19 protein-coding genes are annotated in these 22,219 nt (G+C 37.2%); 7 read left to right on the forward strand and 12 right to left on the reverse strand.

The genetic code is table 11. The features are described from left to right. Window positions 1–26: 26 nt before the first annotated feature. Window positions 27–1,217 (forward strand): serine hydrolase domain-containing protein, encoded by a 1,191-nt coding sequence (locus DHW03_RS11270; RefSeq protein WP_109925883.1) that lies wholly within the window; start codon window positions 27–29, stop codon window positions 1,215–1,217. 100 nt (window positions 1,218–1,317) lie between these two features. After that, a complete protein-coding gene (locus DHW03_RS11275) occupies window positions 1,318–2,361 on the forward strand; it encodes a hypothetical protein (protein WP_109925884.1) in 1,044 nt (347 codons plus the stop codon). A 62-nt stretch (window positions 2,362–2,423) separates the two neighbouring features. On the opposite strand, the gene DHW03_RS11280 is transcribed toward DHW03_RS11275, so the two are convergent. From DHW03_RS11280 to DHW03_RS11290, 3 genes are all read right to left on the reverse strand, one after another. Next, window positions 2,424–2,984: a type 1 glutamine amidotransferase domain-containing protein gene (locus DHW03_RS11280; protein ID WP_109925885.1), complete on the reverse strand. Its 561-nt coding sequence runs from the start codon at window positions 2,982–2,984 to the stop codon at window positions 2,424–2,426. 127 nt (window positions 2,985–3,111) lie between these two features. Further along, window positions 3,112–3,858, reverse strand: a complete 747-nt coding sequence (locus DHW03_RS11285) for a glycosyltransferase family 2 protein (RefSeq protein WP_109925886.1) — start codon at window positions 3,856–3,858, stop codon at window positions 3,112–3,114. 88 nt (window positions 3,859–3,946) lie between these two features. Beyond that, window positions 3,947–5,218, reverse strand: a complete 1,272-nt coding sequence (locus tag DHW03_RS11290; RefSeq protein WP_240618518.1) for a glycosyltransferase family 4 protein — start codon at window positions 5,216–5,218, stop codon at window positions 3,947–3,949. An 82-nt stretch (window positions 5,219–5,300) separates the two neighbouring features. Between DHW03_RS11290 and DHW03_RS11295 the strand changes: the two genes are divergently transcribed. The 3 genes from DHW03_RS11295 (at window position 5,301) to DHW03_RS11305 (ending at window position 10,876) form a co-directional block, all read left to right on the forward strand. Continuing rightward, on the forward strand, window positions 5,301–8,492 hold the full coding sequence (locus tag DHW03_RS11295) for a S41 family peptidase (RefSeq protein ID WP_109925888.1): 3,192 nt from the start codon (window positions 5,301–5,303) through the stop codon (window positions 8,490–8,492). A 104-nt stretch (window positions 8,493–8,596) separates the two neighbouring features. Next, on the forward strand, window positions 8,597–9,343 hold the full coding sequence (locus DHW03_RS11300) for a class I SAM-dependent methyltransferase (protein WP_109925889.1): 747 nt from the start codon (window positions 8,597–8,599) through the stop codon (window positions 9,341–9,343). 9 nt (window positions 9,344–9,352) lie between these two features. After that, window positions 9,353–10,876: a rhomboid family intramembrane serine protease gene (locus DHW03_RS11305; RefSeq protein WP_109925890.1), complete on the forward strand. Its 1,524-nt coding sequence runs from the start codon at window positions 9,353–9,355 to the stop codon at window positions 10,874–10,876. A gap of 17 nt (window positions 10,877–10,893) precedes the next feature. Here DHW03_RS11305 and DHW03_RS11310 read toward each other — a convergent pair whose 3' ends face one another. The 9 genes from DHW03_RS11310 to DHW03_RS11350 form a co-directional block, all read right to left on the reverse strand. Then, window positions 10,894–11,796, reverse strand: a complete 903-nt coding sequence (locus tag DHW03_RS11310) for a glycosyltransferase (RefSeq protein ID WP_109925891.1) — start codon at window positions 11,794–11,796, stop codon at window positions 10,894–10,896. A 385-nt stretch (window positions 11,797–12,181) separates the two neighbouring features. Next, window positions 12,182–12,943 carry a class I SAM-dependent methyltransferase gene (locus DHW03_RS11315; protein WP_109925892.1) on the reverse strand — a complete coding sequence of 254 codons (762 nt, stop codon included), beginning with the start codon at window positions 12,941–12,943 and terminating at the stop codon, window positions 12,182–12,184. Between the two features lie 18 nt (window positions 12,944–12,961). Continuing rightward, window positions 12,962–13,609: an O-methyltransferase gene (locus DHW03_RS11320; protein ID WP_109925893.1), complete on the reverse strand. Its 648-nt coding sequence runs from the start codon at window positions 13,607–13,609 to the stop codon at window positions 12,962–12,964. Beyond that, complete coding sequence (locus tag DHW03_RS11325) at window positions 13,606–14,934, reverse strand: flippase (protein ID WP_109925894.1); 1,329 nt, start codon at window positions 14,932–14,934, stop codon at window positions 13,606–13,608. Before DHW03_RS11325 ends, DHW03_RS11320 begins: the two co-directional genes overlap by 4 nt. A gap of 19 nt (window positions 14,935–14,953) precedes the next feature. Then, window positions 14,954–15,478: a DinB family protein gene (locus tag DHW03_RS11330; RefSeq protein ID WP_109925895.1), complete on the reverse strand. Its 525-nt coding sequence runs from the start codon at window positions 15,476–15,478 to the stop codon at window positions 14,954–14,956. Window positions 15,479–15,499: 21 nt separating this feature from the next. Beyond that, entirely contained in the window at window positions 15,500–16,198 is a 699-nt protein-coding gene (locus DHW03_RS11335) for a YjjG family noncanonical pyrimidine nucleotidase (RefSeq protein ID WP_109925896.1), read from the reverse strand. A gap of 77 nt (window positions 16,199–16,275) precedes the next feature. Beyond that, window positions 16,276–16,920 carry a uracil phosphoribosyltransferase gene (gene upp / locus DHW03_RS11340; RefSeq protein ID WP_109925897.1) on the reverse strand — a complete coding sequence of 215 codons (645 nt, stop codon included), beginning with the start codon at window positions 16,918–16,920 and terminating at the stop codon, window positions 16,276–16,278. 96 nt (window positions 16,921–17,016) lie between these two features. Next, window positions 17,017–18,273, reverse strand: coding sequence for a DUF7033 domain-containing protein (locus DHW03_RS11345; RefSeq protein ID WP_109925898.1), 1,257 nt, complete (start codon window positions 18,271–18,273; stop codon window positions 17,017–17,019). A 317-nt stretch (window positions 18,274–18,590) separates the two neighbouring features. Continuing rightward, on the reverse strand, window positions 18,591–19,103 hold the full coding sequence (locus DHW03_RS11350; protein WP_109925899.1) for a DUF6702 family protein: 513 nt from the start codon (window positions 19,101–19,103) through the stop codon (window positions 18,591–18,593). 90 nt (window positions 19,104–19,193) lie between these two features. Here DHW03_RS11350 and DHW03_RS11355 point away from each other — a divergent pair, with 90 nt between their 5' ends. Then, window positions 19,194–19,778 (forward strand): HupE/UreJ family protein, encoded by a 585-nt coding sequence (locus tag DHW03_RS11355; protein ID WP_109925900.1) that lies wholly within the window; start codon window positions 19,194–19,196, stop codon window positions 19,776–19,778. Between the two features lie 12 nt (window positions 19,779–19,790). After that, window positions 19,791–22,163 (forward strand): M1 family metallopeptidase, encoded by a 2,373-nt coding sequence (locus DHW03_RS11360; RefSeq protein WP_109925901.1) that lies wholly within the window; start codon window positions 19,791–19,793, stop codon window positions 22,161–22,163. The last annotated feature ends 56 nt before the right edge of the window (window positions 22,164–22,219 follow it).

Genomic DNA, 22,219 nt, shown 5'->3' on the forward strand with positions numbered 1-22,219 from the left:
CTTATATTTGTCTTTATATTTTCTTGATGAAGACTCTAAAAAAAATCCTGCTCTATTTTCTTCTTCCTATTTTACTATTTTTTGGAGGCTTATTTCTTTGGCAACCTTATTTGATGCGGGTAATTTATTATAGAAGTCCTAGTGCAAATACTTATAAAGCTTTTCCTCAAGCCATTTCTCATAAAAGTGATACTGCCTTTCGGTTTTTTCGCTTGCCAAAAGGTAGAACTGATGTGGATACCCTGCATGTCTTTGATGGGAATAACCAATCTATCCCCTTTGCTGATTATTTTAAAAACGGCAAACTGAATGCATTTCTAATCATTCGAAATGATACGATATTGTATGAGAAATACAGTGCAGGATATAGCGATAGTACATTAACAACCGTATTTTCTGGCGCAAAGAGTATGGTTTCGATTGTGCTGGGTGAGGCCTTGGCTGATGGAAGTATTAAAAATCTTAATGACAAGGTAACCCGATATATTCCTGAGCTTAAAGCTAATGTGGCGTTTAATAACATCAGTGTGAAAGATCTTTTGGATATGAAATCGGGGCTGGAGTTTAAGGATGCCCTGGGTGGGGTTGTTCAGGCTTTCTTTTCTGATGAAGCCAAATATTATTACACCCACGATATGAAGGCCGAACTGATGAAAGTTAAGTTGGTTAATAAACCCGGAACGGTTTGGCAATATAAAAGCATCGACCCAATTTTGCTGGGTTGGGTGATAGAGCAGGCTACAAAAAAACCAATAGCACAATATTTCGATGAGAAAATTTGGAAGCGTGTTGGGGCAGAATATCATGCAACTTGGGGGCTGGATCATCCAAACGGTTTGGCAAATACGGCAAGCCGATTTCAAGTTACAGCAATTGATTTTGCAAAAATCGGTCGTTTATATCTTAACAAGGGCAAATATAATGGCAAGCAGATTGTGACCGAGCAATGGGTAAACCAGTCCATATCATTAGGTGACGAAATGCCGGCATCATCAAAAGGTTGGCAAAAATCGGCGCATCATTATCTTTGGTGGATTCCGCAAGAAGGTGAAAAGGGTGATTACGCGGCAGAGGGCATGCTTGGGCAACGGCTTTATATGGATTCGAAAACCAATACCATTATTGTTCAATTTGCAGAACATGGGGCTGGCAATTATCCTTACCGAAAAATAAGTAGATACATGGCTGGGTTGCCATTTCAATATCCTAAGCAGTAACTTATACCCTAAAAAAGCGAAGATATTATTTTGTGTAGCGTTCTTCATGGGTCTCTATTTTCTTTGCGGTTAAATTTTTAAAATACTACATTGCTTATCCATGGAAAATCAAGACGTAAAGATTTCGAAAAAGAAACCAATTTTTCCGGTTACACCAGCCTTGCAAAAGTATTTGCGCAGCTATCAGCGTGAAGCGAAATTGCCCATCAAGTACAACGATTTGATGCAGTTTAATGAAGCTTTCCCTCTGATGGATAAGTTTGGTAAAGATTCGCTGTGGGAAGGGCCAATTTATGCTCAAGATTTGATCGAAAAGCTACATAATGGGCTGAAAGAGATTTATGCCAACCTAAAAGCATCAGGCAATCTCCGTATTGTGGAGCATAAATACATCGATAAGATTGAATATTGCACTTTCGGCAATACTCATCCTTTCAGAATTAGAATTGTAAACCGCTTGAATGATGTTTATGATTATTTCTACATTAAAAAGGCAGATGCCTCTAGGATTTATGGTTTAGAATTGGAGGAAATTTTATCGCCCAATCAGGTAAACTATTTGGTTGATGGGGACACATTGGTTGAGGAACATATTGCTGGAATCCCTGGCGATGTTTTTACCAAGGGGCAACTTTATACGCCTGAATTTAACCCCACCAGAATTGCTAAGGAATTTGTGAAGTTTAACGAGCGCTGTTTGATTATGCTTTTGGGCGATATGAGGGCTTATAATTTCGTAGTTCAGATCACGCCAGATTTTGATGATATTCAGTTCAGAATCAGGGCGATTGATTTCGATCAGCAGTTTTACGAAGGAAATTTGAAAGTTTATTTACCTCAGTTTTTTAAAGAAAATTTGCCTTATGTAAAAATGAGTATGGAGCAACTTACCGAAAAAACAGTGCTTCAATATCAGCAGGAAGAAAGATCATCAATTGTGCATCGGGTTAGAAGCGAGCGCCACCGATTAACGGATTTACGCGATGTTTCTAATAAGGAAGCCTTAACAACGCCTGCAAACATTGCTTTGCTTAAACAAAGTATGGCTGATTATTTTAAAGATCCACATTACCTAAGCTGCACTACAATGACCGATATTATCGAATTGAACATCAAAAATATCATTCGGCAGGTAAAACTTTAAACAAAAAACGGCTGACCAAAGTCAACCGTTTTCGAGTGATTTAGAAAGAGCGTTCAAAGCTTTTAGGCGTGTTGTCCTTCGTGAACACCTTCTGCAAATTCTTCAACAATTTTATCGTTAAAAGCAGGCAAATCTTCTGGAGTTCTGCTGGTTACCAAACCTTGATCTACTACAACTTCCTCATCAGACCAATCTGCTCCTGCATTAATTAAATCTTGCGAAATGTTTTTTACGGATGTCATTTTTCTACCCTTAACCACATCGGCATTAATCAGCGTTTGCGGACCATGGCAAATTGCCGCAACTGGTTTACCCGCTTCAAAGAATGCTTTCACAAAGTTCAAGGCATTTTCTTTAACTCTTAACTGATCTGGGTTGATAACGCCCCCCGGTAACAGCAAGCCATGATAATCTTCGGCACTTACTTCATCAATGGTTTTATCTACATCCACTTCTATCGACCAATGATCTTGATCCCAAGCTTTTATTTTTCCGCTTTTAGATGAGATCACATGAACGGTGGCCCCTTCTTCTTTTAGCCTTTTTACTGGTTCTGTTAATTCAACTTCTTCAAATCCGCTCTCTGAAAGTACAGCTATTGTGCGGTTACTTAATTGTCCCATAACTTAGTTTTTAAATAGGTGATATATATTTAAAGACAGTTTGAGAAAATTATTGTTTTTAAAACTTTAGATTTCTGCCTGCGGGTTTTGTTTGGGCGCGATTTAAGCGGAAAGGAAGGGGACAAAACTAATCGTTAGTTTTTCGATGCCTCAAAAAATAGGTGACCAAATGGCCGGCAATTATGATGTGATTAAGCATATTGGGAATTAAGCCATAGTAATGACTAAGAATTTTGAAGCGTTCTTTTAAACTCTCGAGGTGTTTTTTCTTACTTATACCGCCTACTAAATATTTGGCTACATAGCGATGAACATTTACAATACTAGATGATTTTTTTGCTGCTCTTAAAATCCAATCAATGTCTGAGCTGTACTTGTATTTTAAATCGTATGGGCTTGCAATGCTTCTGCGAACGTAAATCGCCTGATGGCTAATGCTCATCCCATATTTGAAACTTTTCCAATCAAAAACTTCTGGGGCTTCGTGTCTTCTGCGCCCTTGGCTTTCCCATTTATCGTTAAACATTTCGGTTTCGCCGTAATAAATATCTGCCCCTGGAGAAGATTCGAAAACATCCTCAACGGTATGCTCATCATAAATTTCATCACCAGAATTCATAAACAAAATGTAATCGCCCTTGGCCATTGCTAAGCCTTTATTCATGGCGTGATAGATGCCTTGATCGGGTTCTGAAATAACTTTTGAGATTTGATTTTTATACCGGTTAATTACCTCAAGCGTGCCATCGGTTGAGGCGCCATCAATTACTAGGTACTCAATGTCTTTAAAAGTTTGATGAATTACTGAATTTATGGTTCGTTCAATATCTCGAACGTTGTTGTACACAATGGTAATTACGGTTAATTTGGGCAAGGCTAGCGGGTTTTGGGTTGCAGTAAATTTAACAAAGATTGCTCGATATTTATTCTGAATTTAAGAAAATTAGATTTTGCAAACACAATTACTTGGGTTGTAAATCCATCAATGTTTCATATAAATTTAGATGCTGCTCTGCAATTACCTTTTCCGAAAAATGATTAAGAATGGTTAACCGTGCTTCTTTTTGAATTTCATCTTTGTTGGGTCTGTGGTATAGCCACTCTATGCCATTAGCTAAATCTTCGGCATTTTGATATGCTGCCAAATACCCATTTTGCATGTGCTTTACCATATCTGGTATTCCACCTGTTGTGAAAGCAATTACTGGCGTTGCACAGGCCAGGCTTTCCATTACGGTGTTGGGTAAATTATCTTCTAACGAGGGGGTTATGAAGGCATCGGCGGCTGAATAACATTTTGCCAAATGTTCATCTTTATTTATGGTGCCCAAGAAAGTTGTTTTAAAGGGGAAGCTAGGCATCTCTGCATTTTCTTTATTGCCGAAAATAACCAGCTCAATATTTTCCTTTACAATTCCACTTCTTCTGGATAAGATTTGTAGGGCTTCAATTAAATAGGGCGTTCCTTTATGTTTATCGTTTTTGGAGGGCATGAAACCACTCATTAAAACAAATTTATCCGGATTTATTTTTAAAATTTTTTTAGCCTCTCCCTTAACATATGGCTTAAAAATTTGGGTTTCTATTGTGTTTGGAATTACAGTTGCCTTTCTCGTACCCAATAAACTGCTAAACTTTACGGAGTTGGCCATCCATTTACTTGGCGCTACAATATGAAAGTTTAAAGCGGTGTAAGCCTTTTGTTTTCGTAGCCAGGTTTTGTGTGATACATCATCGTTGCCGCTGATTTTTAAAATTGGGCAGTTGCCACATTGATGGTGAAATTTTTCGCAGCCGTAACGTACATGGCAACCACCTGTAAAGGCATTGCTATCGTGAAAGGTCCAAACAATGGGTTTTTCAAGCTCATCTAGTTCTGCTAAAAACTTAGGGGTTAAAAAGCCGTGGTTAATCCAATGCAAATGAATAATGTCGGCACGCTTAACTTCTGGGTGGTTTTTAATTGATTTGCCAAACCACTGTAAACTGAAAGGCGTTTTAACGGATTTGCTAAGCCATTTTGCAAAGTAACGTTCTGATAAAATATTATACACCGCCTTGGCTTTCTGAAGTGGCGATTTGCTGAATGTATCTATTTTCGGATTCTGACCGAATTTGTAATACACCAAAACTTTAGAATCTACGCCACTCGCATTTAAGGCATCGCTCAAGCGCAAGCAAGCCCTTCCGGCGCCGCCGTTTCCATCGTAAGTATTTAGGTGTAAAACTTTCAAATCGATCAAAAATACATTAATTGTTTACGATTATAAAAACTGTTGCGTATTTTCATGCATCCAAAGCCAAACAAACTAAATCATGATCAAAATCATCCTAAAAACGCTCATGGCAGGCGCCCTGTTATTGCCTTTTGGTGCATTAGCACAAAATCAAACGTACTTCACCGCTTATCCTGCTTTAACGCCAGATGCCCAAACAATAGTATTCAGTTACGACGGTGATATTTGGAAGGTTGCAGTAAATGGGGGGCAAGCCTCTCGAATTACGGCAATGCCCGGCGAGGAAATTAACCCTAAAATCTCGCCAGATGGAAAATGGATGGCTTTTTCTTCCAATCAATTTGGCAATTATGATGTTTATGTAATGCCTGTTGCTGGAGGCGACATTAAGCAACTCACTTTTAACGATGCATCAGATGAAGTGGACAACTGGAGTTTAGATTCCAAAACAATCTACTTTACCTCCGGGCGTTTCAACTCTTTTTCGAGCTATAGGGTGGGCGTAAATGGTGGTACCGCAATTCGCCTTTTCGAAAACTATTTTAACACCACACATCATATTGCAGAGGCACCAACTGGCGAATTGTTTTTTAGCGATACTTGGGAAAGCATGCGTTTCGCCAATCGAAAACATTACAAAGGGGCTTACAATCCAGATATTCAATCCTATAACCCCAAAACAAAAACCTACAAACAATACACCAATTACATTGGTAAAGATTTTTGGACTAGTGTTGATGCGAAAGGTCAAATTTATTTCGTTTCTGATGAAGGTAATGAAGAATACAATCTGTACACATTTATCAATGGTGAAAAAACTGCCTTAACAAAGTTTGATACCTCAATAAAACGCCCATTTGTTTCTGCCAATGGAAAAACTGTGGTATTTGAAAAAGATTATCAGCTTTATACCTACGATGTGGCTAGCAGAAAAACCGAGAAGGTAAACATCAGCGCATCCCGTAACCAAGTTTTGACTAAAGAACAGGAGTATGATGTGCGCGGAAACATCTCTGCTTTTGATGCTTCTCCAGATGCTAAGAAAATCGCTTTTATATCAAGAGGGGAATTGTTTGTAAGTGATGCTGATGGGAAATTTATTCGTAAAATAACCAATAGTGGTGAACGAGCTTTACAGTGCAAATGGCTGGCCGACAATAAAACCATATTATTTAGCCAAACTGCCAACGGCTATCAAAACTGGTTTACGTTAACGGGCGATGGGAAAGGAACGCCAAAACAAATCACCAAAGACAAAGCGAATAACCGAGATCTTACTTTAAACAAGGCCAGAACTTTAGCGGTGTATTTAAGTGGGCGAAATGAATTGAGACTGTTGGATTTAAAAACCATGGAGAGTAAAACCATCGTAAAGGATGAGTTTTGGGCGATTCAGAATTCTACACCAAGTTTTTCGCCAAACGACCAATATGTGTTATTTACTGCTTTTAGAAATTTTGAGCAGGACATCTTGGTACACGAAATTAAAACGAACAAAACCATCAACTTAACCAATACAGGAGTTACCGAAACGAGTCCAGCTTGGTCGCCTGATGGAAAATACATTTTCTTTACCAGTTCAAGAACGGAGCCTTTTTATCCATCGGGCGGCGACCATGTACACATTTATCGCATGGCTTTAAATAACTATGATAGCCCTTTCCGTTTTGATAAATTTGACGAACTTTTTAAAGAGGAAAAGCCAGAGCCAAAAGATGTTAAGCCAGGGGTATCAGACGTGAAAAGCAAAAAGCCTATTGATACCGCTAAGAAAAAAGCTGATGCGAAACCAACGCCAAAACCAGCATCGATAATCACCGTTAACACACAGAACATTTTAGATCGGGTGGAATTGGTAAGTTCCGATTTCGGGAATCAGTATGGAACAGATGTTTTTGCTAAGGGAGATAAAACCTATGTTTTTTACACCTCCAACCAAGATGGGGGGAAGCCAAGTTTATTCAGAACAACCATCGAGCCTTTTGAAGCGAACAAAACCGAAAAGGTAGGCGATGGCGGAGATTATTCAATTATTCAAGTTGGAGATAAATTTTTTACCTTGATTGGAGGGGTAATTAATAAATATAATCTGGAAGGAAATAAGCAAGATAAAATTGATCATGGATATAAATTCGCAAGAAATTTAAATGCCGAATTTAACCAGATGTTTTACGAAACCTGGGTTGGCTTAGATGAGAACTTCTATGATGAAAACTTCCATGGTGTGGATTGGGAGAAAATGAAAACTCGTTATGCGGCTTATTTGCCTTACGTAAATAATCGGAGTGATTTACGAATTTTATTGAATGATATGCTGGGCGAGTTAAACTCTTCGCACATGGGCTTTAACAGTTTCGGAGCAGAGGAGCGTAAAAATCTAAACTATATTACCAACCAAACTGGTATTATGTTCGATAACGAAAACCCACTGAAGGTAGAGCGAATTGTAGCGAGAAGTAATGCAGCCTTTTCAAGCATAAATATTTTGCCAGGGGATATTTTAACAAAAGTGAATGGCACAGTGGTGGACGAAAAAATGGACCGGGATTATTACTTCAGTAAACCATCGCTCGATAAAGAAATGAGTTTAAGCTTTATGCGCAATGGCAAAGAAATTTCAGTTAATGTACACCCCGAAAGTTCTGGTTTGCTGAGAAATAATTTGTATGATGAGTGGATTGCTAAGAATCGCCAAAATGTAGATAAATGGGGAAATAACCGAATTGCTTATTCCTACATGAAAAACATGGGTACTAGTGAACTTGAGCGCTTTTTGTTGGATATGGTTGAGCAAGAGGAAAACAAGGATGCCATCATTTTAGATTTGCGCTACAATACAGGTGGAAATGTGCATGACGAGGTTTTGAAATTCCTCTCCCAAAAACCTTATTTGAAATGGAAATATCGGGGTGGTAAAATGGCTCCTCAAAGTAATTTCGGGCCAGCGGTAAAACCGATTGTTTTATTAGTGAACGAACAATCGTTAAGTGATGCTGAAATGACGGCAGCCGGATTTAAACAATTGAAGCTTGGCAAAATTGTAGGAACGGAAACCTATCGTTGGATCATTTTTACCTCGGCAAAGGGTTTGGTAGATGGCTCATCATACCGCTTACCATCTTGGGGATGTTATACCATGGATGGCAAAAATATTGAGAAAGAAGGGGTTACGCCTGATATTTTTGTGAAAAACACTTTCGTGGATCGTTTGACCGACAAAGACCCGCAATTGGAAAAAGCTGTGGCAGAAATTTTGAAGGATTTGAAATAGAAGTTTTGAATTTGGGCTTGGTAAGGAGATTGGTAAATTTAAACGATAACTATTTCTCCATTCTGCGCTTTTTCCGTTTCTTTGGGATTGAATTATTTTAATACATGGCAAATTTATTAACAGATAGAGCTTTTTGGGTAAATTATTGGGAGCGTAAAAAAGGACTTGCTGTTGAGTTGCCATCGGATTACGTTTTTCATCGCCAATTGGCTGAGGTTATTAAAAGAGGTGATGTGAAATCGGCTATCGAACTTGGTGGCTTCCCAGGTTATTATGCGGTTTTTTTAAAGAAATATTTCAAACTTGATGTTACGCTGCTAGATTACTTTGTACATCCACCTGTGGTAAATGAACTTCTTCAAAAGAACGGTTTAACTGAAAAGGATATTCACATCATCGAAACAGATTTATTCAATTACACACCAGAAAAGCAGTATGATTTGGTACTTAGTTGCGGTTTAATTGAGCATTTTAACGATACCGAAGATATTATTAAGCGCCATATTGAGTTTGTAAAACCAAACGGTACGCTCTTTATTACACTCCCAAATTTTAAAGCCGTTAATGGCTGGTTTCAAAAAAACTTCGATAGAGAAAATTACGATAAACACAATATCAATAGCATGGATCCCGCTTTACTGAGATCCATTTGCGAGAAAGCAGGGCTAAAAGACATTAAGGCTGGTTATTTCGGGCATTTTAGTGTTTGGTTGGAAGACGAGAATCAAAAACCAGCAGGACTGCGGTTGTTTAAAAAATTGGTTTGGTTGGCTGGAAAGATTTTTACAAAAATTATTCCCATAGAGAGTAAAAATTTATCTCCTTATATTATCTTAGAGGCTTCAAAATAATAGCACTCTATGTCAATAAGTTGGGGGTATTCGCCCAAAATTGAAAAATATATCCCCTTGGCCGATTTTCCGGCAGATAAGTATTTGATAATTGCCCAACAGGCAATCGAAAATTTAGGATGGAATTTAAGTCACATTTCAGAAACCGGAATCATTGCCTACACTTCTGTATCCTTCCAATCATATAGTGAAGAAATTTCCATAAGAATACATGGTAATTTTGCTGTATTTAAGAGTGAATGTGTCGGCATCCAGATGTTTTTTAACGATTACGGGAAAAATGATGTTAACCTAGATCTTTTTTTTCACGAATTTGAATACATTCAATATCACCTTAAAGATATTTGGGACGAAAAATTATTGCATTTTCATCAACTTATTGCAAATCAAGATGATACCTATTTTGAAAAGGCTCCTTTGACAGCAAAGAACAGGATAAAAAATTTCCTGTATTTATTCTTACCACAAAAGGGCTATTTGGTAACTCCGATCTTGATATGGCTGAATGCTTTTTATTTTATCTTTTCGATTCTATTTATCGCAATAGTATTTGAAAATCGATCAGATCAAAGCCTTATAAGTGAGGTAATTACCAATGCATACCTAAATCTTGGTTCCAATAGCAGAGAATTGGTTTTGGAGGGTCAATATTGGAGACTCATTACCCACCAATTTATTCATTTAAGCATATCGCATGTGTTTTTTAATATGTATGCATTAGTGTATATCGGGCTTATGGTAGAGCATAAATTGGGTTCTAAAAATTTCATATTGCTTTACATTCTAAGTGGAGTTTGTGGAGGCTTACTGAGCTTGATGTTTCACCCAATAGGTATAATGGCGGGCGCTTCGGGCGCGATCATGGGTCTTTTCGGTGCCTTTCTGGCAATGGTTTTGAGCAATGCTTTTGAAAGAAGTGCAAACAAAGCTTTATTGTTAAGCACTATATTGGTAACAGCTATTATGCTTTTAAATGGGTTTGTTGGCGAAAGGGTAGATAATAGTGCACATCTTGGTGGATTGATTTCTGGGTTTACCTTAGGTTATCTATTGTTTAACGAAACCATACTCAATAAACACTGGACGTTAAAACTGCGGTACACATCTGTTGCGGTAATTACGTTGATGGTTGCCGGACTAATACTATGGTTTACACCAAATTATCAAATAAGAAGGTTTAACGAACTTCAGTTCGCCTTCGAACAGAATAGCTTCGATTTTAATAAGGTGTATAATATCCCATATGACCTTTCTAAAGAAGAGAAAGTTCTATACATCAAAAAATATGGAATTAAAATTTGGCAAAAAAATAAAGTAATTGTAAACGAAATGCGCAAGTTGAATTTACCAGCCAAAGAAAATTACCGAAGAGATTTTGATGATAAAATCGCCAACCGAGCATCTAAAATCGCCTTACTTTTGTACAAAGAATACGTTGAAGATACAACCCGTTACCGCAATGAAATGGAACAGTTAACCGATGAAATTAATACCATTAGGTTAGAAGCTGGTTCGAGTGAATACAAGTGGTGAGGCTAAGGTTTGAACAGCTATCTACTAAATTTTTGAATAATGAATCTCTTAATTCGATCTAATAAGCTACCTTTTCTATTGGCTAAGAAGTTCTTGATGGTTTGGTAGGCTTTTGGGTTTTCTTCAATAACATCGGGAAACTGGCTAATGGGTTTCGGATTAATAACCACATTGTAAATATCATTTATGCCCGAGTGTACGCCAGTACCATCATGCCCAATGTTATTTACTAAAGATTGCGCTGGATTTAAGGTAAGCCCACCTTTTAAAAAGATTGATGCATACCAACGGATTGCCCAGCTGTTGTTTTTTCCTTTTTTAAATTCTTGCATTTGCTTCCAGAAATTCATGCTGTGATCAATGGAAAAAGCCGATTTTTTCTTTTTATCAAATTGATTTAAGAGGGTGTCGATATCAGGTTCGAAATTTTTCCAAGCCCTTTCCCAAGTTGCCCAACCCCAGCTGGTGGCGGCTCTGTAAAAAAAAGCTTGTGGTAAATGATCCGTTTTTAATGGGTACATGTATGCACCAATGTGCATCACTTTTTCTTCCTCACGGTAACGATTCAGTGCATCGTTAAAATACGTAAGTGTATGTGGAGAGGTAATTAAATCGTCCTCGAAGACGATCACTTGCCCATAATCGTTGATTAATTGCGTTACACCCGCGATAACCGAGTTGGCTAAGCCCGAGTTTTCTTTCCTTTCGATGATTTTAACCGTTTTGAAGCCATCGATTTTATGTATGATGGATCTTACCTCAGCAACTTTTTCTTCATCGGCAGGCGTTTTTGCCGCATCAGAAAATATGTATAAACGGCTATCGGCAGCCAAATCGTTTTGTTGCAAAAATTTTAAGGTACGTTTGGTGTGCTGCGGACGATTATATACGAAAAGCGCAATTGGAGCAAGTTTTTGCATGTTATTATCTATTGTTTAACATATAAGAAATTTAAGTTGCATATAAGCTATCGTGAGCTCGGGATAAAATATCTTTTAAAACCAAAAGGCCCTAAAATAAATTCAGGGTGACGAAGCCTCATGGTTATCATTTTAATCCCTCCGTCATGCTGAATTTATTTCAGCATCTTAATGGATTTTCAATTGCTTTTTCTTCTCAACCTCAACTCCCTTTAAGCTAGAGATTGATTCTTATAGTTCATTAATGAAAGTTTTTGCACCAAATTAAATATGTGTGATCAATTAAAATGTAATCATCAATCCTATTGGTTGTTTCAATAATTCTTTGTTACCATATAACAAGTTTGATGAGCATATAAACTAAAATATTCTTATAGGTTAAATTCTAAAATATATGCAAGTTCGAATCTGATTTTTTTGTTAAAACAGTATATGCATTGGCAAACTGTTCTTTTTTCTTATCGCCGAGCAGATTTCCTAAAGTTTTTTTTATATGATATTCCAACTCAATTTTTAAGCTTTTTGTAAAAGTTTTTGGTGCCTTTCGGTTTACAAATTCATTAAATTTAACTGTTTCTGGTGCGGTCATCGAAACCTTATCTTCAATAATTTCTAAGCCCTCGCTTTGCAATAAAAACCTTAATGATGTTGGCGTGTACATGTTAATATGGCCATAATCCAAAAAGTGTTTCATTCGTTTATCAACGCCAAAGCGGTAATCTTTTGGCACTTCTACAACGATGTATTTTGCAACTCTTTTCAGTTCTCTAATCAAAATGCGTTCGTGTTCTACATGCTCGAGCACGTGTGCTAAAATAATCAAATCGAAAGAATCGTCCTCGTAAGGAATTTTATACCCATCAAAGGTTTGAGCTTCTTTTAAGTTGGAAAGTTTTCTATCGTTTATTAAATCTACACCGCTTTGCGCAATTTCTAGCGCATAAAGTTGGGGGGCAAAATTCCATTCGTTTAAAAAATGAAGTATGCTTCCATCGCCAGCACCAACTTCTAAAACTTTCTGCGGTTTGATACTTGTACAAACCTCAACAATGTTTTTCGCCTTATATTTCGCGCCAAGCATTCGCCAAGCCACATCGCTATTGGTATAAAAATTATCGTAGGCTGTTTTTACTTCTTCGCTAAGCATAAAATTAAATCATGGTGTTTATATGCCCAAACAATTATCTGCCTTGTAGAAAACGGAAGTGGCTTTCTCATAAAATAAGCCTGGCGAAATCCCGCTAAAACTTAATTCTTTAAAGCCTTTTTCCTTTAGAAATATACGTGCAGGATGGTAAACCTCACGCTCGCTATCGTCTAAAACAATTACGCCATTGCTACTTAACGCTTCTACGCTGTATTTGCAACAATTTACCCGATCACGCCCATCAACAATGATGATGTCGAATTTTTTATTTATCAGGGAAGCTTTTTGAGCATATTCGCCATTTTTTTCCAGTTTACAAAAGATCATTTCAGCATTTGGAGGACTGGTGCTTTTTACCATATCAAACCAGCTTTTATCGTGTTCTACAGATGTTACTGAAGCTGCTTTTTTGGCGTAAAAGATGGTAGAACTTCCAGATCCATATTCAAAAATATGCTGTTCTTTGTTAATTCGATCCTTTATAAAATCGATAAATGAATAGGTTACCCAAGGTAGGGCATCACCTTTGCCATCAACAGCTTGTTTTTTATCAAAAGCGGTAAACCAGCCGATGCTGTTTAAATAGCCTTTATGCCCGTAAGATAATAATGCTTTTAGCCTACTTGGCTTAGCAATTAGAGTGGTTAGTGCTTTAAGAGTACTCAATTTTTAAATATTTTTTGAAATGCTGTAATCAAAAATAATGATTTTAACATCATTATACCTTGTTGCCTTGTTTTTGGAATTAATAATATGAAAAAGGTTGCTGTGAAATAAGCAATAAGTGTTGCAAGCGCTGCGCCCATTATTCCGTATTTAGGTATCCAAATGATGTTTAAAATGATATTTACAATCGCCCCCATGCCAGTTCTCAACATAGATAATTTTGTGTAGCCCTCTGCAATTAAAAATTGTCCGCTGGCACTACCCAAGAAAACGAAAATACCTGCCCACACGTGTACCGATAAAACAGCTGCGCCATCCCAATATTCGGGTGTGTACACAATGTGATAAATAATTGGAGAAGCAAATGTCATAAATACAGCAACGCTTAGGCTTATCCAAACCATAATATCGTACATATTTTGTAAGCGTTTCATGTACCTTTCAGGATCATCTCTTTTTGCATTCATAATGGCTGGAAATATCGATGTAACGATGGCAACTGGGATAAAATACCAACTCTCGCTCAAGGAGACTACCGTTGAATAGATCCCCAGCGCCCCTGTGCCCAGGTAATTTTCGACCATCAATTGATCTATTTTCATATAAACCGAAACCAGTATGGCAGAGAATGCTAAAGGCCATGAATGTTGGAGTAAATATTTAGCAAGTTTAGAATCAAAAATCCATTTGAATATACTGCCAACCTTTGCCTGATAAAAGTAAATGTATCCTACGGCGAGAATTATGGTATCCAATAACAATGCAAAAACAAACCATTTTACTTCTAGTGCAAGAAAAATAAAGGTCAACTTTAAGCATGCGGATAGGATGTTTCCAATAACCTGAACACGCATTACATATTTGGCCTGTACTTTAGATTGAAAGTAACTATCCGTGATGTAGAATGCTTGTGTAATACCTGTTAAACCCACAATTAAAATGTAACTGATGGGGGTTTCAATTGATTTTTGTGCATTCCATAGAATATACGTGAAATAGATTAAGGGAATGATGATGATCCCACCCATTAATTTGAGCCAAAATGCCGTGCCCAAAATTCTGTCTCTTTCTTCTGGATTGCGAAGAAGCTCTCGGGTTGTAAAGCCATCTAAGCCGAGTGCAGCTGCGGCAACAAAAAAAGTGGTGAATGCGGCAGGAAAATTTAAAATTCCATTTAAGTTTTTTCCTAAGTAATTAGAGATTTGGAAGCCTACAAGAATTTTGATGACTAAACTACCTACTCTAGCCAACATCAGCCAACCCGTATTTTTTAAATACTTGTTAAATGCTTCTTCATCAAAACCTTTTATGGCGGGTAGTTTCATTAGCGCAAAGATGTAAAATTTAAATGCTTTGCTGAAAACTCTTTTCTATCCGCACGAGCTGTTTTAAATGGTGTTTCAAATGAATTTCTATAAATCTGAACCATTGCTTTGCATTTAAATAACCTAAGCGAGGATGTTTGGTTTTGGAGTTTGGTTTTGCATTGGAAATTAGAGGATATGCTACCTCCAAAGCTTTTTCAAACTCCAAAATGAAATCTAAGGCATCTGTTTTACTTATTTTTTTTACCCGGTCGGCTAACCTTTTCGGCACTTTATATTTCTTTGCAGGAGGCAATGAGCCAAAAAACAGAATCAGTTTAACAGCAAAGTGCGTGGGTTTATCCTCTCCTTTCCCATTAATGCAGTTTTCCATAGCCAATAAAGAAAGTAAACTCGAATCGAAAATATGCGCATAAACCTCGCTATAACTCCAGCCATCAATTGGTGGCGTTGTTTGGAAAACATCATCACTGTATGCAGCAAGTTTAGCCTTATATGCATTCGTAATTTGGTGTATGGAAGTTTTAACCTTGCTCGTGTTCATAAATAAAGATAGTAGATTGGCTTAAAATAAAGTGAATAACTCCTTTAAATGTGTTATTTCCTTTTCCACATCTTTTGGCTTTTCTTTTTTGGTTGGATTAAAAAAAATCGCCTCCATCCCAAAGTTTAAAGCACCATAAATATCCGCTTCCAAGCTATCGCCAATCATAATGCTTTCTGTTTTATCTGCTTTGGCTTTTTCTAAAGCGTATTCAAAAATTACCGGATTGGGCTTGTTTACTCCAACATCTTCAGAAATAATCACATTGGTGAAGTACGGGTTTAGATTGGATAAATCCATTTTCGTTAAAGTAGTTTCTTTAAACCCGTTGGAGATAATATGTAAAGTGTATTTCTGTTGTAGGTAAGCTAAAACATTTTCGGCACCATCAAATAAATTGGTTTTGGTTGGCGAGATGCTCACATAATCATCCTCAAATTGATCGGGAACCACATCCGGGTGAACACCCAGTTGAATGAAGGTTTTGCTAAATCGCTCGGCCCTTAAAAAATCTTTGGTAATTTTACCTAGATGATAATCTGCCCAGAGCTGATGATTGTTTTCTGTATATGTTGTAATGAAATCTGAACAAGAGCTGAGCCCTAGATCATGCAATTTGTAGGTATGATAGAGTTCTTTCAACGTTTCTTCGGCATTCCGATCGAAATCCCAAATGGTATGGTCCAGATCGAAGAAGATGTGTTTTTTTTGTTTTTGCAATGTTTTAAGGTTGAGTGTTTGCGTGTAAAGGTAATTAATTGAGCAGATTATAAGTACATAGAAAAAGCGATTCAGGTTTACACTTTTTCTCCGTAGGCTAAGTCCCCGGCATCGCCCAAGCCTGGTACGATGTACGATTTGCTGGTCATTTCCTCATCAATTGCACCCAACCACAGTTTGGCTTTTGGCAAATTCGCTCTAACGTGCATCACCCCTTCGGTACTGGCAATGGCAGCTACAATATGCAATTCGCTAATCTTATAACGGTTAATTAGTTCTTTACAGCACATTACCATGCTTTGTCCGGTGGCTAACATGGGGTCGGCCATAATTAACACCCTTCCGTCCAAATCGGGGGTAGAAACATAATCCATTTGAATAATGAAATCTCCACTTTTTTCAACTTTTCTATAAGCAGAGATAAAACAACAGGCTGCCTGATCGAAAATATTGAGTAAACCCTGTTGTAAGGGAAGCCCCGCTCTCAAGATCGTTGCTAAAACGGGTTGGTTTTCTAATACTTCGCAAGGCAATGAGCCTAATGGCGTAGTGACCTCTTTGGATTGATAGGTTAAGGTCTTGCTGATCTCGTAGGCGAAAAACTCCCCAACACGCTCTAGGTTTTTGCGAAATCGCATAGCATCTTTTTGTAACTCTTCATCGCGAAGTTCGGCGATAAAAGTATTGGCAATGGATTTTGTTTTGCTGAGGTTAAAAATCATAATAAGCAGTACTTGCAGTAAAAATTGCCGTTTATTTTTTCTTCTAATTTAACATTTTATAAGAGAATATTTTCTTTCCATAGCTAAACTTCCCTGCTAATTTCCTCCCGATTTCAGCATTTCTTCAAATACGGATTTTAATTTTTTGTATTTGTAAAGCTTGGATAGGCTTCGCAATTGCCAGCTACTGTAAAAAGAGCCATTAACAACTTTTACGGAATTTATATAATCATTGACCGACTTTTTTGCCTCTTGTAAATGCATGTTTTGCAGTACAGTATCGCTTATGCAATATGATTTTACATTTAAGGGTGTTACCTTTTCCAGTTGTAAATCATACCAATTAAATGGCGTGCAGGTTCCGGCCCTAAAGCCTGCTGTGTCTGCGTAACCCATCGAATAATCGGATGTAATACCAGCGTTCAATAAATTAAGATAGCAAATCGGGAAACGTAAAACCTCCAATTGCTGACTCATTAAATTAACTTGATTTGGAAGGATTTTCTTAAGTTTTGCAATAGCTTCTTTAATTTCTTTAAACTTTTGACTTTCGGTGACACAGGGCCTTAACAATCCAACTGTTTTTTGGGCGAGCAAGGTTGAAATGCCATTCTTACGGATATATTCGTTTGGCACATTCGGAAAATTGATAAAATAAATTGGGTTGCCTGCAAACTGCTCCAACTCGGCAAGCACAGCGGCATTATCTATGCCCAAGCCCGTAAGTCGATCTAATTTAGAGGTTAAATAAACGTTATCTCTTTTAAAAACCGAGCTGACAAAAAATTTTGTTTTAGATAAAAATCCATCAGGCACATTGGGTACAAGGGTAAAATTTATGGTTGGTTGCTGTACAAATTTTTTATCGAAAAACTTAAATCCAGAATGTTTCTTTAAGATTATGTTTTTTAGAATAAGCGCCCATTCGTCAATAATCGGACGGTCTAAAATTTTCCATTTAAGCTGATGGCTTTTGCTGACACTGAAATCATCACTCGATGTTTTTTGGTGAAGATATTCTTCATATCTGCTCAAAATAAAAAAAGAAGCGGCAAATACATCGAAAGGAAGTAAGGAATCTTTCACAGGGAATGGTACCTGATATTCTCCAAACAAAGTCGTTTTTAAACTAAACTCCTCAATCTTATTCGATAGAAGTAATGATGTAGCTTTGAAAAACAATTCATCAGCCAATGGCTCGTCTCCATAAGTAATCTTAACATGCTCACTTTGCAAAAAATATTCGCTGTTGCCCGTAAATTCTACTTCGGCTTTTAAAATATCCTTAAATATAAAGTTGAAGATATACTTTATCCGAGGCGTTAATAAGGTAGAAAAGATGATTAAATGCATAACTTATTTAAACAAATTGGTACTGTATCACTAAGATCACAAACAATTTCTCCCAGCGAAAAATCGCCTCTTCAACATTTCTTTTCCGTTATTGGGATGTTGAAATTAAATCTTTTTCAACCCTCAATTTAATATTTAAAATAAAGCCGGGATAACTAAACATATCTTTAAAGCCATCTAAAACCGGGATATAAATTCAAGGTAATGCCCATCTATAAACATCGTTTAAATTTGTCCCGCCATGGCTATTAATTTGCTTTAGGCTTTCTCCCTTAGGGCGTAAACCGACCTCAGTTTATTTAATACAAACATTCCCATCAAAAGTTTGCTGTAAAGCTTTTGTCGGGGTAAAGGATTTTCGTGCTTTTTCTTACAGAAGCTTTTACAATGTGAACGATACTCATTTGATCTTCAAACATATCGTACAAAATTGTATCATTCACTTCTACTGATTTTAATGCAGGAATTTTCTCTACTTCCAAGTAAATATTGGTGGCTTCATGGTCGATTTCAAAACCAATATAATTTAATGCCACGGGCTTTCCATTGGCCTTCAACTGTAAATGACTGATTAGATACTTTTTAACCAATTCATCCATTTTTTGCTTAATTGAGGGGTTTGAAAGATCCGTTTTCTGCTTGTAAAGCTTAACCAAAACGGATTCAAAGTCATCAGTAAAAATTTTAGCACTTATTTCTAAGGTTTTATCTTTTGCGTTGAAGTTTACTTCAGTTGTGCTCACATGTAAGGGGTGTTTACTGCTTTTGAAAAAACCGCTTAATGCAAAAGCAAGAAAAATGGTAACAAATTTGGTATTTAAGAGATGCATTTATAACAATTTTGCCTTTTTAACAATTAAAACTTTAATTTTAAGCTTTCAAAAGTACTAAAGCATACTGCATAAAGCTAATTTATTATAATGCCATTACAAGATTTCGTATTCTACTTTAAACTTGGCTGGGAACACATTATTAGTGCCGATGCGTTAGATCATCAATTGTTCATTTTGGCTTTGGTTGCCATTTACAGTTACAAAGATTTTAAACAAGTTCTCATTTTAGTTACTGCTTTTACCATTGGACACTCTTTAACCTTGCTGTTAAGTGTGTTAGACATTATCCGTTTTGAAAGCAAATGGGTTGAGTTTTTAATCCCTTGTACCATTGTCTTAACCGCTTTGAGCAACTTATTCAGAAAGGAATTTTCGCTTAAAGCCATTAGAATAAATTACTATTTAGCCTTGGGCTTTGGTTTAATTCACGGTATGGGCTTTGCAAATTCCATTAGAATGATGTTGGCAAAAGACCAAAATATTGGCTGGGGGCTTTTTGGCTTCAATTTAGGTTTAGAAGCTGGGCAAGTTTTTATCGTGGCAATTATTTTGGCCATAACCTGGTTTATTTTTAATTATACCCACATCAAACGCCTAAGTTGGGTGTTATTTGTTTCAGCAGCCGTGTTTAGCCTGGCTTTAAAAATGGCTTTAGAAAGAATTCCCTATTAACAAAATATAAACATGAATAAACTGTTTACTTTAACCGGCCTTCTGCTTTTTACAGGCAGCTTGGCTATCGCTCAAAACATTCAAAATAACCCGGGCAGCAACCACGGAAATAAGTTTGAGCAATTGGGTACAATTTTACCTACGCCAAATGAGCAACGTACCGCAAGTGGTGCTCCAGGCGTAAAATATTGGCAACAACGTGCCGATTACAATATTAAATGCGAGTTGGATGAAAAAAATCTATTGCTAACAGGTTCTGAAACCGTAACCTATACTAATAATTCTCCCGATCCTTTAACATACATTTGGTTACAGCTCGATGAAAATGAGCACAGTACCGATAAAAGTGCCAACTATCAAGATGCAACTAGGCTTCCCATGATGGGAACCACGCAAAATATCGATCAATTGAGTTCAAAAACCAATAATGGATATGGCATCAACGTTGTAAAATTAACAGATGCAACAGGTAAAAAACTCGCTTACACGGTTAATAAAACCATGATGAGAATTGAATTGCCTTTGGCTTTAAGAACAGGGCAGAAATTCATTTTCAATATAGATTGGAATTACAAAATTACCGACAGAATGAGCGTTGGCGGTAGAGGTGGTTACGAATTTTTCCCTGCCGATGGAAATTATTTATTTACCATGACGCAATGGTACCCACGTCTTTGTGTGTATAGCGATTTCCAAGGATGGCAAAATCATCAATTTACAGGTAGAGGCGAATTTGCCCTAACCTTTGGCGATTTCAAAGTTCAAATGACTGTACCTGCCGATCATTTAATTGGATCAACTGGAGAATGTATTAACTACAGTGCAGTTTTAAATCCAACGCAATTAAGCAGATACAATACCGCAAAAACTGCCGCTGCTCCAGTAGAAATTCAAACTTTGGCTGAAGCTAAAACGGCTGAAACCAAAAAAGCAACAACCAAAAAAACTTGGGTTTTCCAAGCCAATAATGTTCGAGATTTTGCGTGGACATCATCGCGCAAATTTGTTTGGGATGCCATGCCTCAAAAAATTCAAGCCAATAACAACACCGTTATGTGCATGAGTTTTTATGGAAAGGAAGCTTACAACTTGTATAGCAAATTTTCTACAAGAGCAGTTGCGCACACCATTAAAACCTATTCAGACTTTACCATTCCATATCCATACCCCGTAGCACAAAGTATTGAAGCCGCAAACGGAATGGAATACCCGATGATTTGTTTCAATTACGGCCGCACCGATGCCGATGGAACTTACAGCGAAAGCACAAAAAACGGAATGTTGGGCGTAATTATCCACGAAGTTGGGCACAATTTTTTTCCTATGATTGTAAACAGCGATGAGCGCCAATGGACTTGGATGGATGAAGGCCTAAACTCTTTTGTTGAATATTTGACAGAAGAACTTTGGGACAATACCTTCCCAAGTAAAAAAGGGCCAGCTTATACCATTGTTGATTACATGAAACTACCAAAAGATGAATTGGAGCCTATCATGACCAACTCTGAAAATATTGCACGTTTCGGTCCAAATGCCTATTCTAAGCCTGCCACAGGATTAAATATTCTGCGTGAAACCATTATGGGCAGAGAACTTTTTGATTATGCTTTTAAAGAATACTCGAGAAGATGGGCATTTAGACATCCACAACCAGCCGACCTTTTCCGCACGATGGAAGATGCTAGTGGTGAAGATTTGGATTGGTTTTGGAGAGGTTGGTTTTATGGAACCGAACCATGCGATATATCGTTGGATAGCGTAAAATTTGCCAAAGCAGATTTCCCAACAACATTACCAGCTGCAAGAGCCAGAATGGTTAAAATTGATAAACCAGCAGTAAACGCCTTTCAGGATATTTCCAAAATCAGAAATCGTGAAGACAAGAAAATTGGTTTCTACACCGATAAAAACACAGCAGTACAAGATTTTTACTACAAATACGATAGAGGATTAGTTTCTGTTGATACTACCACCGCAACAAAAGTTGAAAGTTCGATTCCTTTAGAAGTAGTTGCCGAAAACGATCAGCAACAATATCAAAATAAATTCTTCTACGAATTAGATTTTAGCAATAAGGGTGGCTTAGTTATGCCGATTATTGTAGAGTTTACCTATAAAGATGGAACGAAAGAAATCGATCGCATTCCGGCTCAAATATGGAGACATAACGAACTAAAAACATCAAAGTTTTATGTGAAGGATAAAGAAGTAGAATCTATTTTAGTTGATCCATTACGCGAAACGGCTGATATTGACACCAGCAATAACACTTGGGGCGGTAAAGCCAAAGAAAGTAAATTTAGAGTGTATAAAAACAAAGCGGGTGGCGCAGTTAGAGGTCAATCTGTTGGGCAAAACCCAATGCAGAAAGCCGCTGGAAAATAAATGCTACCTTCTATTTGAATTGACGCTCTGAAAAATGCGTATTGCAAAATAGATCC

Source organism: Pedobacter yonginensis (assembly GCF_003173595.1).
Taxonomy (GTDB): Bacteria; Bacteroidota; Bacteroidia; order Sphingobacteriales; family Sphingobacteriaceae; genus Pedobacter; species Pedobacter yonginense.

Coding starts and splice junctions, on each gene's coding strand:
- DHW03_RS11330 (WP_109925895.1), bottom strand. CDS start 15,478: ATGAACACGAGCAAGGTTAAAACTTCCATACACCAAATTACGAATGCA.
- upp (WP_109925897.1), bottom strand. CDS start 16,920: ATGATTTTTAACCTCAGCAAAACAAAATCCATTGCCAATACTTTTATC.
- DHW03_RS11355 (WP_109925900.1), top strand. CDS start 19,194: ATGCCATTACAAGATTTCGTATTCTACTTTAAACTTGGCTGGGAACAC.
- DHW03_RS11280 (WP_109925885.1), bottom strand. CDS start 2,984: ATGGGACAATTAAGTAACCGCACAATAGCTGTACTTTCAGAGAGCGGA.
- DHW03_RS11350 (WP_109925899.1), bottom strand. CDS start 19,103: ATGCATCTCTTAAATACCAAATTTGTTACCATTTTTCTTGCTTTTGCA.
- DHW03_RS11305 (WP_109925890.1), top strand. CDS start 9,353: ATGTCAATAAGTTGGGGGTATTCGCCCAAAATTGAAAAATATATCCCC.
- DHW03_RS11300 (WP_109925889.1), top strand. CDS start 8,597: ATGGCAAATTTATTAACAGATAGAGCTTTTTGGGTAAATTATTGGGAG.
- DHW03_RS11345 (WP_109925898.1), bottom strand. CDS start 18,273: ATGCATTTAATCATCTTTTCTACCTTATTAACGCCTCGGATAAAGTAT.
- DHW03_RS11310 (WP_109925891.1), bottom strand. CDS start 11,796: ATGCAAAAACTTGCTCCAATTGCGCTTTTCGTATATAATCGTCCGCAG.
- DHW03_RS11270 (WP_109925883.1), top strand. CDS start 27: ATGAAGACTCTAAAAAAAATCCTGCTCTATTTTCTTCTTCCTATTTTA.
- DHW03_RS11360 (WP_109925901.1), top strand. CDS start 19,791: ATGAATAAACTGTTTACTTTAACCGGCCTTCTGCTTTTTACAGGCAGC.
- DHW03_RS11315 (WP_109925892.1), bottom strand. CDS start 12,943: ATGCTTAGCGAAGAAGTAAAAACAGCCTACGATAATTTTTATACCAAT.
- DHW03_RS11295 (WP_109925888.1), top strand. CDS start 5,301: ATGATCAAAATCATCCTAAAAACGCTCATGGCAGGCGCCCTGTTATTG.
- DHW03_RS11325 (WP_109925894.1), bottom strand. CDS start 14,934: ATGAAACTACCCGCCATAAAAGGTTTTGATGAAGAAGCATTTAACAAG.
- DHW03_RS11275 (WP_109925884.1), top strand. CDS start 1,318: ATGGAAAATCAAGACGTAAAGATTTCGAAAAAGAAACCAATTTTTCCG.